At 59.6% G+C, this 15,546-nt stretch carries 10 protein-coding genes and 1 pseudogene; 3 read left to right on the top strand and 8 right to left on the bottom strand.

Annotated elements, in window-relative coordinates; genetic code table 11:
- Positions 1-3: 3 nt before the first annotated feature.
- Together AP059_RS02630 and AP059_RS02625 are read left to right on the top strand one after the other, a co-directional pair.
- Positions 4-444, top strand: coding sequence for a hypothetical protein (locus AP059_RS02630; protein ID WP_048364537.1), 441 nt, complete (start codon positions 4-6; stop codon positions 442-444).
- A gap of 29 nt (positions 445-473) precedes the next feature.
- Entirely contained in the window at positions 474-920 is a 447-nt protein-coding gene (locus AP059_RS02625; RefSeq protein WP_059761770.1) for a hypothetical protein, read from the top strand.
- Between the two features lie 95 nt (positions 921-1,015).
- Here the strand turns inward: AP059_RS02625 and AP059_RS02620 are convergent, their stop codons facing one another.
- Positions 1,016-1,918 (bottom strand): LysR family transcriptional regulator, encoded by a 903-nt coding sequence (locus AP059_RS02620; RefSeq protein WP_059761769.1) that lies wholly within the window; start codon positions 1,916-1,918, stop codon positions 1,016-1,018.
- Between the two features lie 169 nt (positions 1,919-2,087).
- On the opposite strand from AP059_RS02620, the gene AP059_RS02615 reads away from it, so the two are divergent.
- Positions 2,088-3,320 (top strand): MFS transporter, encoded by a 1,233-nt coding sequence (locus AP059_RS02615; RefSeq protein ID WP_426247737.1) that lies wholly within the window; start codon positions 2,088-2,090, stop codon positions 3,318-3,320.
- Positions 3,321-3,386: 66 nt separating this feature from the next.
- On the opposite strand, the gene hemE is transcribed toward AP059_RS02615, so the two are convergent.
- The 7 genes and pseudogenes from hemE to AP059_RS02580 form a co-directional block, all read right to left on the bottom strand.
- The gene (hemE, locus tag AP059_RS02610; protein ID WP_048364541.1) at positions 3,387-4,454 is read right to left on the bottom strand and encodes a uroporphyrinogen decarboxylase; all 1,068 of its coding nucleotides are present in this window, start codon (positions 4,452-4,454) and stop codon (positions 3,387-3,389) included.
- A 218-nt stretch (positions 4,455-4,672) separates the two neighbouring features.
- A complete protein-coding gene (locus AP059_RS02605; protein WP_059761767.1) occupies positions 4,673-6,091 on the bottom strand; it encodes an FAD-dependent oxidoreductase in 1,419 nt (472 codons plus the stop codon).
- 33 nt (positions 6,092-6,124) lie between these two features.
- Complete coding sequence (gene gltB, locus AP059_RS02600; protein ID WP_059761766.1) at positions 6,125-10,573, bottom strand: glutamate synthase large subunit; 4,449 nt, start codon at positions 10,571-10,573, stop codon at positions 6,125-6,127.
- A gap of 333 nt (positions 10,574-10,906) precedes the next feature.
- On the bottom strand, positions 10,907-12,496 hold the full coding sequence (locus tag AP059_RS02595) for an AAA family ATPase (protein WP_059761765.1): 1,590 nt from the start codon (positions 12,494-12,496) through the stop codon (positions 10,907-10,909).
- Positions 12,497-12,506: 10 nt separating this feature from the next.
- A complete protein-coding gene (gene aroB, locus AP059_RS02590) occupies positions 12,507-13,607 on the bottom strand; it encodes a 3-dehydroquinate synthase (RefSeq protein WP_059761764.1) in 1,101 nt (366 codons plus the stop codon).
- A 150-nt stretch (positions 13,608-13,757) separates the two neighbouring features.
- Entirely contained in the window at positions 13,758-14,276 is a 519-nt protein-coding gene (gene aroK / locus AP059_RS02585; protein ID WP_048364758.1) for a shikimate kinase AroK, read from the bottom strand.
- A gap of 4 nt (positions 14,277-14,280) precedes the next feature.
- A pseudogene (locus AP059_RS02580) lies at positions 14,281-15,525 on the bottom strand (type IV pilus secretin PilQ); the annotation flags it as partial.
- Between the last annotated feature and the right edge of the window lie 21 nt (positions 15,526-15,546).

The following is a 15,546-nucleotide window of genomic DNA, read 5'->3' as shown; positions in this document are numbered from 1 at the left end:
GGAATGCCTTACCTGTTACGCGCAACCCTGATCGCCCTGGCGCTGCTGAGCACAGTGTCGTGCAGCAGCAAACGCCTGCTCACGCCCGACCGCAGCGTGCCGGTGTCGATCCAGACCGACCGGGCGAGCATGCAGCACGCCATCGTCAAAACCCTGGTCGCGCGCCAATGGACGGTACAGAAAATCACCCCGCAGTTGGTGCAGGCGCACATTACCGTACGCGGCCAATACCACGCCGAAATTGACATCCCGTACAGCGCCGACCACTACCGTATCCAGTACCGCGACAGCAGCGGCCTGGACTACAAGGACGGCAAGATTCACAAGAATTACATCCGTTGGGTGCGCCTGTTGGACAAAGGCATCCTGCGTGAGTTGAAAGACCACCAGAACGAACAGACCGCTCAACAGCTGTCGCAATCGGCTTTGGCAAAACCGCAATAACACACCTTTTTGACGTCAAGGAGACTTCAATGCAATTCAAAACTCTGGCCGCTGCCACCACCCTGCTGCTGTGCACCCTGCCAGCCGTGAGTCAGGCGCGTGATACCGCGCTGTACCTGCCATTTGACCAGGTGGTGACCGAAGCCATCAGCACCGGCAAAATCGACGGCAGCGTCAAGTTCTACCTGGCAGGCAACACGCCACGCGGCAAAGTCACCGTGGTCAGCCCGGGCGCTGTGACCAACAAAAAGACCAACGCCTTCAACAAAAGCGACGAACAAGCCTGTTCTTGGGCCCTGCAATCGGCGCTGATCACAATGCACGAAGCGGCGAAAAAAGTCGGGGCCAACGCTGTGACCAACATCGCCAGCTTCTACAAACGCAACGAACGCAAAGACCCTAAAACCTACGAATGCCATGCGGGCGCGGTCATCGCGGGCGTGGCGCTGAAGGGTGATCTGGCGAAGGTGAACTAAGACCTCGTAGATACGCTGTACTCTCACGGCCTTGCCGTGCCTCCCGCAGGCTGCGATCTTTTGACCTTAAGAAAGATCGCAGCCTGCACCAGCGCCTACGGGATGTTGGGGACGGTTTTGCGTGTTAGCAGGTCGGCAAACGCATGGGCCATCGGTGAGTGCTGACCTTTGCGTTGCACCAGCCACACGGCGGTGTTGGCATCCGGGTCGAGCAATGCCCGATACACCACGCCTTTGATACGCATGTGCTGGAACGACGCAGGTAAAACCGACACGCCCAACCCCGCCGACACCAGCCCGATGATGGTCATGGCCTCGCCGGCTTCCTGTGAAAAATGCGGGCTGAACCCGGCTTGCCGGGCCAGGCTCAGCAACTGCGCGTACAAGCCGCTGCCATAACTGCGCGGAAAGAATACAAACGGCTCTTCGGCCAGCGCCGCCAGGTGCAAGCCCTCTTCACTGCCTTCGGCCAACGGGTGGTCAGCGCGAATCACGGCGACCAACGGCTCGCGGAACAATTCCACGGCATGCAGCGAATCGGGCAATACCAGCGGGCGCATCATGCCCACTTCGATGGACTCATCCACCAGCCCTTCGGCGACTTCGCGGCTGCTCATTTCTTTGAGGTTCAAGTGCACGGCGGGGAAAGCCTGACGAAAGGCAAAGATCGCCTGCGGGATGCTGGAGCTGAACGGGGCCGATGAGGTGAAGCCGATCTTTAATTCGCCCAGTTCACCCAACTGCGCGCGCCGCGCCACATCGGCGGCTTTATCGACCTGCGCCAGCACCACGCGCGCCTCTTCCAAAAACAATCGTCCCGCTTCGCTGAGTGCAACGCGCCGGTTGGTGCGCTCGAACAATCGCGCACCCAACTCCTGCTCCAGCGCCTGTATTTGCTGGCTCAGCGGCGGTTGGGAGATGCCCAGTAACTGAGCCGCACGGCCAAAGTGCAGCTCTTCGGCGACGGCGATGAAGTAGCGCAAATGACGCAGTTCCATACAGGCTCCATTGAGTCGTAAAACCTATCAAACAGGTCGAACAATATATTGGAAAGAATCGTTAGCCGCCTATATTCTTTTGCCATTGCCGCCCGGCTTTACGTGTTTTTTGAGGTCTCCCGTGAAAACTGCTGTTGCCCCGCTCGCCCACGAAGTCCCGCCTTCTGCGCTGGATGATGTTGTCGCTGAACTCAATGACGTGTTTATCGAAAAAGGCACACCGATGTTTATGCGCACGGTGCTGGCGTTGTTCTCGGGCGGGTTTGCGACCTTTGCACTGCTGTATTGCGTGCAGCCGATGATGCCGGTGCTGTCCCATGAATACGGGATCAATGCAGCGCAAAGCAGCCTGATCCTGTCGGTCGCCACCGCGATGCTGGCCATTGGTCTGCTGGTAACCGGGCCTATTTCTGACGCCTTTGGGCGTAAACCGGTGATGGTGTTTGCGCTGTTTTCAGCCGCCGCTTTTACCGTACTCAGTGCCTTGATGCCGACGTGGGAAGGCGTGCTGATCACCCGGGCGTTGGTGGGTTTATCGCTCAGTGGTCTGGCCGCAGTGGCGATGACCTATTTGAGTGAAGAAATTCACCCGCAGCACATCGGGCTGGCGATGGGGTTGTACATCGGCGGCAACGCGATTGGCGGCATGAGCGGGCGTTTGATCAGCGGCGTATTGATTGACTTTGTGAGCTGGCACACGGCGATGCTGGTGATCGGCGGGCTGGCACTGGTGGCGGCGCTGGTGTTCGTAAAAATCCTTCCCGAATCGCGCAACTTCCGCCCACGGGCCATGAACCCACGCAGCCTGCTTGACGGCTTCACCATGCACTTTCGCGACGCCGGGTTGCCGTGGCTGTTTCTCGAAGCGTTCCTGCTGATGGGCAGCTTCGTGACGCTGTTCAACTACATCGGCTATCGCCTGCTGGCCGACCCGTACAACATGAACCAGGCCGTGGTGGGCTTGCTGTCCATCGTGTACCTGTCGGGCATCTACAGCTCGGCGCAAATTGGCGCGCTGGCGGACAAACTGGGGCGCCGCAAAGTGCTGTGGGCGGTCATCGTGCTGATGCTGGCCGGGATTGCCCTGACCCTGCTGGAACCAATCGCGTTCGTGGTCATCGGCATGCTGCTGTTCACGTTTGGTTTCTTTGGCGCGCACTCGGTGGCCAGCAGCTGGATTGGCCGGCGCGCCACCAAGGCCAAGGGCCAAGCGTCGTCGCTGTACCTGTTCAGCTACTACGCAGGCTCGAGCGTGGCCGGAACCTTGGGCGGGGTGTTTTGGCACCTCGCGGGCTGGAACGGCATTGGTCTGTTTATCGGCGGTTTGTTGGTGATTGCCCTGCTAGTGGCACTGCACCTGGCCAAACTGCCCGCGTTGCCGGGAAATGTGAAGAACGCCTGAGCTTTCAACCCGCCATAAAAAAGGCCCGGGTCTCTAACGAGAACCGGGCCTTTTGCGTACCGCTACTTACTGGTGGTATTGCCCCGAGAACTCATGCACGGCGCTGATGAAGGCCCCTGCGTGTTCCGGTTTAACTTCCGGGGTGATGCCATGGCCCAAGTTGAACACGTGGCCCGAACCGTTGCCGTAGCTGGCCAGAATGCGTTTAACCTCGGTGCGGATGGCTTCGGGGTTGGCGTAGAGCACGGTGGGGTCCATGTTGCCTTGCAGCGCGACTTTGTTACCCACGCGACGGCGGGCTTCGCCCAGGTCGCAGGTCCAGTCCAGGCCCAGTGCGTCGGCGCCTGCATCGGCGATGCTTTCGAGCCACAGTCCACCGTTTTTGGTGAACAGGATGACCGGTACTTTGCGGCCTTCGTGCTCGCGGATCAGGCCGCTGACGATTTTGCGCATGTAAGCCAGGGAGAACTCCTGATACGCCGCCGACGACAGGTTACCGCCCCAGGTGTCGAAGATTTGCACCGCTTGCGCACCGGCAAGAATCTGCCCGTTGAGGTACGACGTCACCGACTGCGCCAGCTTGTCGAGCAGCAAGTGCATGGCCTGCGGGGTGTCGTAGAGCATGGCTTTGGTTTTGCGGAAGTCTTTGGACGAGCCGCCTTCAACCATGTAAGTGGCCAGCGTCCACGGGCTGCCGGAGAAGCCGATCAGCGGCACGCGACCGTTGAGTTCTTTGCGGATGGTGCTGACCGCGTTCATCACGTAGCCGAGGTCTTTTTGCGGATCAGGGATTGGCAGCGCTTCGATGTCGGCCAGGGTGCTGACCACCTTTTTGAAACGCGGGCCTTCGCCGGTTTCGAAGTACAGGCCTTGGCCCATCGCGTCGGGGATGGTCAGGATGTCGGAAAACAGAATCGCGGCATCGAGCTGCGGGAAACGGTCCAGAGGCTGCATGGTGACTTCGCAGGCGAACTCGGCGTTCTTGCACAAGCTCATGAAATCACCGGCCTTGGCGCGGCTGGCGCGGTATTCCGGCAAGTAGCGACCGGCCTGACGCATCATCCAGACAGGCGTTACGTCTACGGGTTGCTTGAGCAAAGCGCGAAGGAAACGGTCATTCTTGAGATCAGTCATGTCAGCATCCGGAAAAAAAGTGGGGGCATTTTCTCAGAGACGGACGCAAAAGGCACGGCAAGAGCCGTGCCTTTTATCTATAGGGGCGATTTGCCGCGTTTGGGGTGACGCTTTGCCCTCACCCCAACCCTCTGCCAAAGGGAGAGCGAGCTGTTTTATGGCGTTGCATAAATCTGCGGTACACCCAGTCAATACCCTCTCCCTTTGGGAGAGGGTTTTTAGACCCCCAAATAATCCATGATCCCTTCGGCCGCCGTACGGCCTTCGAAGATCGCGGTCACCACCAGGTCAGAGCCACGCACCATGTCGCCACCGGCAAAAATCTTCGGGTGGCTGGTCTGGTGCTTGAACTGCGACTGCTCAGGCGCAATCACGCGGCCCTGGCTGTCGGTCTGGATCTCAAACTGTTCAAACCACAGCGCAGGGCTTGGGCGAAAACCGAACGCGATGATCACCGCATCTGCCGGAATGATTTCTTCTGACCCCGGAATCGGCTCCGGGCTACGGCGGCCACGCGCATCCGGCTCGCCCAGACGGGTCTCAACCACCTTCACGCCTTCGACGCGACCTTCACCCACAATGGCAATCGGCTGACGGTTATAGAGGAACTTGACGCCTTCTTCCTTGGCGTTTTTCACCTCTTTGCGCGAGCCGGGCATGTTGGCTTCGTCACGACGATAGGCACAGGTCACAGACTTGGCGCCCTGGCGGATGGAGGTGCGGTTGCAGTCCATCGCCGTGTCGCCACCCCCCAGTACCACGATCTTTTTGCCTTTCATGTCGACGAAATCGTCCGGCGACTTTTCAAAGCCCAGGTTGCGGTTGACGTTGGCGATCAGGAAATCCAGCGCATCATGCACGCCCGGCAGGTCTTCACCGGCAAACCCCCCTTTCATGTAGGTGTAGGTGCCCATGCCCATGAAGACCGCGTCGTACTCTTCCAGCAGCTGTTGCATGCTGATGTCTTTGCCGATTTCGGTGTTGAGGCGGAACTCGATCCCCATCCCGGTAAAGACTTCACGCCGATGGCTGAGCACGGTTTTTTCGAGCTTGAACTCGGGAATACCGAAGGTCAGCAGGCCGCCGATTTCCGGGTTTTTGTCGAACACCACCGGGGTCACCCCACCGCGCACCAGCACGTCAGCGCAACCCAGGCCCGCAGGCCCAGCACCAATGATGGCCACTCGCTTGCCGGTCGGTACGACCTTGGACATGTCCGGGCGCCAGCCCATAGCGAAAGCGGTGTCGGTGATGTACTTCTCGACCGAGCCGATGGTCACGGCGCCAAAACCGTCATTGAGGGTGCAGGCACCCTCGCACAGGCGGTCTTGCGGGCACACCCGGCCGCACACCTCGGGCAGGGTATTGGTCTGGTGCGACAGCTCGGCGGCGGCGAGGATGTTGCCCTCGGCCACCAGCTTGAGCCAGTTGGGAATGAAGTTATGCACAGGGCATTTCCATTCGCAGTATGGGTTGCCGCAGCCCAGGCAGCGGTGGGCCTGATCGGCCGACTGCTGGGGTTTGAACGGTTCGTAGATCTCCACGAACTCTTTTTTGCGTTGACGTAACAGTTTCTTCTTCGGATCTTTGCGCCCGACATCGATGAACTGGAAGTCGTTACTCAGACGTTCAGCCATGGTTAAAACCTCATCACACTATTCAGGCGCATATCACTGCGGGTTGGCACGGATGCTGGAAAGCAGCGATTTCAAGCTGGCAGCCTTGGGCTTGACCATCCAGAAACGACGCAGGTAATCATCGAGGTTTTCCGAGAGATTACGGCCCCACTCGCTGTTGGTTTCCTCGACGTATTCGTCCAGCACGTGTTGCAGATGGTTGCGGTACGCCTCCATCGCTTCGCCGCTGATGCGCTGGATTTCCACCAGTTCGTGGTTAACGCGGTCGACGAAGGTGTTGTCCTGATCCAGCACGTAGGCGAAACCGCCAGTCATGCCTGAGCCGAAGTTGTAACCGGTTTTGCCCAACACGCAGACAAAGCCGCCCGTCATGTATTCGCAGCAGTGATCGCCGGTGCCTTCAACCACGGTGTGAGCACCGGAGTTACGTACGGCGAAGCGCTCGCCCGCGGTGCCCGCCGCAAACAGTTTGCCGCCAGTGGCGCCGTACAGGCAGGTGTTGCCGATAATCGCACTGTCCTGGGTTTTGTACACGCTGCCGGTCGGCGGCACGATCACCAGCTTGCCGCCCGTCATGCCTTTGCCTACGTAGTCGTTGGCATCGCCTTGCAGGTAGAGGTTCAAACCACCGGCGTTCCACACACCAAAGCTCTGACCCGCAGTGCCTTTGAAGCGGAATGTGACCGGCGCCTTGGCCATGCCCTGGTTGCCGTGGGCACGGGCGATTTCACCCGAGATGCGGGCACCGATGGAACGGTCGCAGTTGCAGATATCGAGGTCGAACTCGGCACCGCTCAGGTCGTTGATGGCCGAACGTGCCATGTCGAGCATTTGCTCGGCCAGCAGCCCTTTATCGAACGGCGGGTTGCGCTCCACTTGGCAGAACTGCGGTTTGTCCGCCGGGATATGGTCGCTGCCCAACAGCGGCGTCAGGTCCAGATGCTGCTGCTTGGCGGTTTCGCCCGGCAGGAGGTTCAGCAGGTCGGTGCGCCCGATCAGTTCTTCGAGGCTGCGCACGCCGAGCCGGGCCAGCCACTCGCGGGTTTCTTCGGCCACGTAGGTGAAGAAGTTGACCACCATGTCGACCGTGCCGATGTAGTGGTTTTTGCGCAGTGATTCGTTCTGCGTGGCCACGCCGGTGGCGCAGTTGTTGAGGTGGCAGATACGCAGGTATTTGCAGCCCAGTGCGATCATCGGCGCCGTACCGAAGCCGAAGCTTTCGGCACCCAGAATCGCCGCTTTGATCACATCGAGGCCGGTTTTCAGGCCGCCGTCGGTCTGCACCCGCACTTTGCCGCGCAGGTCGTTGCCGCGCAGGGTCTGGTGGGTTTCAGCCAGACCCAGCTCCCACGGTGCGCCTGCGTACTTGATGGAGGTCAGCGGCGAAGCGCCGGTGCCGCCGTCATAGCCGGAGATGGTGATGAGATCGGCATAGGCCTTGGCCACGCCTGCGGCGATGGTGCCCACGCCCGCTTCTGCCACCAGCTTCACCGAGACCAGCGCTTTGGGGTTGACCTGTTTCAAGTCAAAAATCAGCTGCGACAAGTCTTCAATCGAGTAGATGTCGTGGTGCGGCGGTGGCGAAATCAGGGTCACGCCCGGTACGGCATAACGCAATTTGGCAATCAGGCCGTTGACCTTGCCGCCCGGCAGTTGCCCGCCCTCGCCCGGCTTGGCGCCTTGCGCGACTTTGATTTGCAACACTTCAGCGTTGACCAGGTATTCGGGGGTTACGCCGAAACGGCCGGTGGCCACTTGCTTGATTTTTGAGCTTTTGATGGTGCCGTAGCGCGCCGGGTCTTCGCCGCCTTCACCGGAGTTGGAGCGCGCGCCCAAGCGGTTCATGGCTTCGGCCAGGGCTTCATGGGCCTCGGGCGACAATGCTCCGAGCGAGATACCGGCCGAGTCGAAACGCTTGAGGATCGATTCCAGCGGCTCGATCTGGTCGATGGCCAGCGGCGTGTCGAGGGTTTTGACCTGCAACAGGTCGCGGATCATCGACACCGGGCGCTTGTCGACCAGAGCGGTGTATTCCTTGAACTTGTTGTAGTCGCCTTGTTGCACAGCCGCTTGTAGGGTGGCGACCACGTCCGGGTTGTAGGCGTGGTATTCGCCGCCGTGCACGTATTTGAGCAGGCCGCCTTGCTGGATCGGTTTGCGCGCGCTCCAGGCTTCGGCCGCCAACAGTTTCTGCTCGGCTTCAAGGTCGACAAACCGGGCGCCCTTGAGACGGCTTGGTACGCCGCGAAAGCTCATGTCGCAGATTTCTTCAGACAAGCCAATGGCTTCAAACAACTGCGCGCCACGGTACGAGGCGATGGTCGAAATGCCCATCTTCGACAGAATTTTCAGCAGGCCCTTGGTGATGCCTTTGCGGTAGTTTTTGAACACCTCGTAGAGGTCGCCCAGCACTTCACCGGTGCGGATCAGGTCACCCAGCACTTCGTAGGCCAGGAACGGGTACACCGCCGAAGCGCCGAACCCGATCAGCACGGCAAAGTGGTGCGGGTCACGGGCAGTGGCGGTTTCGACCAGGATGTTGCTGTCGCAACGCAGGCCTTTTTCAGTCAGGCGGTGATGCACCGCGCCCACAGCCAGCGACGCGTGAACCGGCAATTTGCCCGGCGCGATATGACGGTCGCTCAGCACGATCTGGGTACGGCCCGCGCGGGCCGCTTCTTCGGCCTGGTCCGCAATGTTGCGCACCGCGGCTTCCAGCCCAAGGCTCTCGTCGTAGTTGAGGTCGATGATCTGACGCTCGAAACCCGGTAGGTCGAGGTTCATCAGCGAGCGCCACTTGGCAGGCGAGATGACCGGCGAGCTGAGGATCACGCGCGAAGCGTGCTCAGGGGATTCCTGGAAAATGTTGCGCTCGGCACCAAGGCAGATTTCCAGCGACATGACGATGGCTTCGCGCAACGGGTCGATGGGCGGGTTGGTGACCTGCGCGAACTGCTGGCGGAAGTAGTCATACGGGGTGCGCACACGCTGGGACAACACCGCCATTGGCGTGTCGTCGCCCATCGAGCCGACGGCTTCGTAGCCTTGCTCGCCGAGCGGGCGCAGCACTTGGTCGCGCTCCTCGAACGTGACCTGATACATCTTCATGTACTGCTTGAGCTGGTCGACGTCGTAAAACGCCGAACCGTGGTCATGGTCATCAATGGTGGCCTGAATGCGCAGGGCATTCTTGCGCAGCCATTGCTTGTACGGATGGCGCGACTTCAAGCGGTTGTCGATGGAATCGGTGTCGAGCACCTGACCGGTTTCGGTGTCTACCGCCAGAATTTGGCCGGGGCCGACGCGACCTTTGGCGATCACGTCTTCTGGCTGGTAGTTCCACACGCCGATTTCCGAGGCGATGGTGATGTAGCCATTGGTGGTGGTCACCCAACGCGCCGGGCGCAGGCCGTTACGGTCGAGCAGGCAAACGGCGTAGCGACCGTCGGTCATGACCACGCCCGCCGGGCCGTCCCACGGCTCCATGTGCATGGAGTTGTACTCATAGAACGCCCGCAGGTCGGGGTCCATGGTTTCAACGTTTTGCCACGCAGGGGGTATCAGCATGCGCACGCCACGGAACAGGTCGATGCCGCCAGTGACCATCAGCTCCAGCATGTTGTCCATGCTGGAGGAGTCAGAACCCACACGGTTGACCAGCGGGCCGAGTTCGTCCAAATCGCCGATCAGGTCGTTGGCGAACTTGGTGCGACGAGCCAGCGCCCAGTTGCGGTTGCCAGTGATGGTATTGATTTCGCCGTTGTGGGCAAGAAAGCGAAAGGGCTGGGCCAGCGGCCATTTCGGCAGGGTGTTGGTGGAGAAGCGCTGGTGGAACACGCAGATTGCGGTTTGCAGGCGCTCATCGCTCAGGTCCGGATAGAAAGCGGTGAGGTCCGCCGGCATCATCAGGCCTTTATAAATGATGGTCTTGTGGGAAAAGCTGCAAATGTAGTGATCGGTGTCGGCGGCATTGGCCACGGACGAACGACGGCGAGCGCTGAACAGCTTGATCGCCATGTCCTGATCGCTCAAGCCATCGCCTGCGATGAACACTTGTTCGATCTGCGGCAAACGCTCCAGCGCCAGACGACCCAGCACGCGGGTGTCGATCGGTACTTTGCGCCAGCCCACCAGGTGCAGGCCGGCCGCGAGAATCTCGCGGTTCATGTTGTCGCGGGCCGCTTGGGCCTTGATCGGGTCCTGGTTGAAAAACACCATGCCGACCGCGTATTGCTTGGGTAAATCGGCACCGAACTGTTCTTTGGCGACTGCACGCAAGAACAGATCAGGCTTTTGAATCAGCAGGCCACAACCGTCGCCGGTTTTGCCGTCTGCGTTGATCCCACCGCGGTGGGTCATGCAGGTCAGTGCCTCAATGGCTGTTTGTAAAAGGGTATGACTGGGTTCGCCCTGCATATGGGCAATCAGGCCGAAACCACAGTTATCCTTGAATTCGTCGGGGTGGTACAGACCTGCTTTCATAGACACTTTCTCACCAGGCTGCCCCAAAAAGGGGCAAATTTCTTTTTAATTCAACCACTTGCTTCCCGCGCTGAACGTACGCCAGCTTGGCAGGGGCAAAAGGGTGGTCATTCTACACACCGCCAGAAACACCCACAAATTAAGCGGCGATTAACCGTACATTCGTGTCGCATTTATGAAAGGTTTAAAGAGATTACTTGTGCTAGTCAAAACATTTTTGATGTTGACTGCCACAAGGCGCAGACACCACAAGGCACACGGCTTGAAAAGCCGCATGCGCAAGCAGGAATGTTAGGTGTGAAGCACGGCGACCTGGGTAAGGTCGCCGGGGCATCAACGAGCGGCTGCCAGTTCTTGTTGGACGCTGGCGACAGTGCGAGGCCAAGGTTTACCAGCCTGAATCTTCGCTGGCAAGCTCTTGATAGCGGCGGTGGCCGCGGCATGGCTTGAGAAATTGCCGTAAGTCACGACATACAACGGTTTGCCGTTGAGCATTTTTTTGAAGTAACGGGAGTCGCCGCCTACTTCTTTGACGACGTTTTGCGCAGACGCTTCGGAGCTGGTGCCCACGATCTGGACTACATAATTACCCGCTGGCTGGCTGCTGTACCAGCTACCACCCGGTGCTGCTTTGGCCAGAGTCACCGGTTTTTCGGCTGGTTTGGCTGCAGGCTTGGCCGCTGGCGCAGGTGCTGGCTTGGCTGCCGGAGCAGGTGCTGGCGTCGGCTTGGCGGCGACAACCGGCGCGGGGGCCGGACGTGGCGCAGGAGCAGGCGTTGGCACGGGCTCAGGGCCTGCTGGCACACCCACAGGCGGTGCAGTGGTGGTCACGGTCGGCGGCACATTGGCACCACCTTCGACCGCAGGCACGCCGCCGTCATCGCCTTCAGAAATTCCGCCTGCTGCTTCCGCCAAAGGACCACGCATCACTGGCTGCGACTGACCCACCAGCGGCAGCGGCATAGGCTGCGAAGAGCCGGCGAAGTCAACCGACGGGTTAGCGCCGTTAGGTGTGGCCTGGCCCAATGGCAATTGGGCTTGCTCGGCAGTGGGCGCCGTCGGTGTTTTGCCGCGACCCGGAATCAGAATGGCGGCGGCGACGGCCACTACCACTACGGCACCAATGGCCAATACGTGTTTTTTCGGCATGTTGAACCCCATACTTGGACGCTTGACCGCTGTGCGGCTGGCAATCATGGCTTCGATCATTGCATCGCGGGCGACCTGATTGATGTTGCCAGGCCAGCCATCGGAGCTTTCGTGTATCTCTGAGATCTGTTGCGCGCTTAAGAGTTCGATTCCGGCGCCCGCTCCTTCAAGGCGCTGCGCCAGATATTCGCGGGTTTCTTCTTCGGTGTAAGGCTGCAATTCGATGACGTGAAAGCGTTCTTCGTCCGCGCTCAGTTGCTCAAGCCCGGCAATCATCGACGGCTCGCCAAACAGGAACACATGCGGACGGCCTTCGGGCGTGCCGCCTGCCAGCGCCAGCAGGGCTTCCAGTGCAGAGTCATCGAGCTGCTCGGCATCGTCGATCAGCAAGTAGACTTCTTGGCCGGTGAGGGCCAATTGCACCACTTGCGCCAGAATCGAGCCGACATCGGCATGGGCTACGTTGAGGGTTTGCGCAATCTGGCGCAACACGCCTGCCGCATCACCGGCGCCACGGGCCGACACCACCACACTTTGCACCGACTGTTTGTTGGTACTGGCGACCAACGCCTGACGCAGCAACGTTTTGCCGCTGCCCTCAGGGCCGGTAACGACCAGCAGCAACTGGCTGTAGCGGGCAAGGTGATGCAGTTGACCCAACACCGGTTTGCGCTGGGCCGGGAAAAACTTGAACCCAGGCACCCGGGGGGCAAAAGGGTCGTGGTTGAGCTGGAAGTGACCGAGAAACGCCTCGTCGGCATGCAAACTAGTCATCGGGATCTTATTAACCTTTGAGCTGAGCCAGCGCGCGGTAATCCGCACCCAGCGTGGCCTGTAGAACCTCTTGTGGATAATCGTCGGTCACTGTGGCTTCGCCCATCCGGCGCAACAGCACCAGGCGCAAGCGGCCGTCGATCACTTTTTTATCAATTGCCATGTGTTCCATGAAATCGGCGGGGGTCATTTCGGCCGGTGGCACCACTGGCAAACCCGCACGTTCAAACAAGCGAATACCGCGGTCACGTTCGGCGTGGGTGATCCAGCCCAAACGTGCGGACATTTCCAGCGCCATCACGGTGCCTGCCGCCACGGCTTCACCGTGCAACCACACGCCGTAGCCCATATGGGTTTCGATGGCATGGCCAAAGGTGTGGCCCAGGTTGAGGGTGGCGCGCACGCCTGCCTCGCGTTCATCCGCGCCCACCACTTCAGCCTTGGCCGCGCACGAGCGCTGAATGGCGGTCGTCAGGGCCACCTGATCGAGCGCGCGCAGCGCGTCAACGTGGTCTTCAAGCCAGGTCAAAAACGGTTCGTCGCAGATCAGGCCGTACTTGATGACCTCCGCCAGCCCTGCGGACAATTCGCGGGCCGGGAGCGTGTTCAGGCTGGTGGTGTCGATCAGCACCAGGTTGGGCTGATAGAACGCACCGACCATGTTTTTGCCCAGCGGATGGTTGATGCCGGTTTTGCCGCCTACCGATGAGTCCACCTGAGACAACAACGTGGTGGGCACCTGAATGAAATCAACGCCGCGCTGATAGCACGCCGCTGCAAAGCCGGCCATGTCACCAATCACGCCGCCGCCCAAGGCGATCACCGTGGTGCGACGGTCATGGCGTGCGGTGAGCAGGCCATTAAAAATCAGTTGCAGGGTTTCCCAGTTTTTAAACGATTCGCCGTCGGGCAGGATAATCGGCAGTACCGAATACGCCGCCAGGCTGCGGGTCAGACGCTCAAGATAGAGAGGCGCTACGGTTTCGTTGGTCACAATCGCCACTTGGCGACCGGCGATGTGTGGGGCCAGCAACTGCGGCTGATCCAACAGGCCTTCGCCAATATGAATCGGGTAGCTGCGCTCGCCTAGATCAACCTTCAGTGTCTGCATGAATCCCCGCATTAAAAAAGGACGACGGGCGCCCTGTCTCGCAATTATCAAGTGTTGGCCGCGCCGGGTAATGACGCAGCCCAGTAGCCTTTGGCCATACCGCTGAACGGGCAAGGCCGGCGCCGAGGATAGCGCATTTTGTGACAAGCTTTAACGGGGAGGAAGCTGAGCCAGACGCTCCAGAATGTCCAAAACCACCATTCGCGGTGGCCGCTCATCGGTTTCGACCACTACATCGGCGATTTCGCGATAAAGCGGATCACGGATCGCCAGCAAATCGCGAAGGATTTTCTCGGGGTTGGCATTGCGCAGCAGCGGCCGATTACGGTCACGCGAGGTGCGCGCGACCTGCTGCTCAATCGAGGCATGCAAATACACCACACGGCCACCGGCATACAGCAACGCACGGTTCTCGGGGCGCATGACGGCGCCACCGCCGGTCGCAAGCACAATGCCATCTTCCTTGCACAGGCACTCAATCATGGCGGTTTCGCGATCACGAAAACCCGCCTCGCCTTCTTTATCGAAGATCCACGGGATATTGGTGCCGGTGCGCAGTTCGATTTCCTTGTCGGAATCTTTGAACGGCAGCCGCAGCTCCTTTGCCAGCAAACGTCCAATGGTGCTTTTACCGGCGCCCATTGGCCCAACAAGAATCAAATTTCGCACAGAATCAATGACTCGCAGCAATCGCCTGGTTGTTCATGATACGCGGAGTCAAGAACACCAGCAGCTCGGATTTTTTTTCGAGGACCAGGTCCCGGCGGAAAAGTCGGCCAACATACGGTAGATCGCCTAAAAATGGCACTTTATCTACCACATTGCTTTGCGTATTTGAGAACACGCCTCCAATCACGATGGTTTCGCCATCTTTGACCAGCACCTTGGCCTGCACTTCGTTTTTCTTGATGGGGGGCACGTTGTTGACCATGTTCAGGTAGTCAGGCTCATCTTTGGTGACGACGACTTGCATGATGACGCTGTTATCAGCAGTGATCTGCGGGGTCACTTCCAGCGACAGGGACGCCTCTTTGAACGACACCGAGGTTGCACCGCTGGAGGTGGACTCCTGATAAGGGATTTCAGTGCCCTTTAAGATGCGGGCGGTTTCCTTGTCTGCCGTGACGACCTTAGGCTGAGAAATAATCTCGCCATTCCCGGTTTTTTCCATGGCGCTGAGTTCAAGGTCCAGCAACACATTGTTGGTGATGAATGCGATGCCCAGCCCCGAGGTATGGCCTGCAATGCCCATGTCCACAAACGGCGCACTCACCTCCCCTGCCCCCTGCACAACCGGTTTGGCGATGCCGCTCGCCGTCCACTGGCTGGCCTGGCGTAATGCCCCGCCCCAACGCACCCCCAGGCTTTTTTCGAAATCGACACCGGCCTCCACAATTCGCGCCTCGATCATGACCTGACGCACCGGCACATCCAGTTGAGCCACGATGCGCCGCAACTCGTCCAGCCGCTCGGGTGACTGAAACGCGATGATGTGGTTGGTGCGCTCATCCACTGTGATCGAACCGCGCCCTGGCTCGCCTGTTTGCCCACTGATCACTGACTGAAAGAGCGCCGCAATATCCGCCGCCCTGGCGTGATTGACCTGCACCAACTCACGCCGTAAAGGCGCCAGATCGGCCAGCGGGTTGCGCTCAGCCAGGTCCTGATGCGCGTAGCTCGCGATTTCGTCCTTGGGCGCAATCAATAACACATTGCCCTGCACGCGCTTATCCAACCCTTTGCTTTTGAGCACCACTTCCAGTGCCTGATCCCACGGTACGTCTTGCAGGCTGAGCGTGACATTGCCTTGCACCGTATCGCTGACCACCACGTTGAGCCGGGTGAAATCGGCCAGCACGTGCAGCACCGTGCGCACTTCGATGTCTTGAAAGTTGAGGGACAGCACGTCCCTTGAGTAAACCGGGGGGGTGCTCGGCAC

Origin of the sequence: Pseudomonas sp. TAA207 (assembly GCF_001529285.1) — a bacterium.
GTDB lineage: Bacteria > Pseudomonadota > Gammaproteobacteria > Pseudomonadales > Pseudomonadaceae > Aquipseudomonas > Aquipseudomonas weihenstephanensis.
Note: the sequence above shows the minus strand (reverse complement) of the source record. Positions and strands in the feature narration are given on the sequence as shown.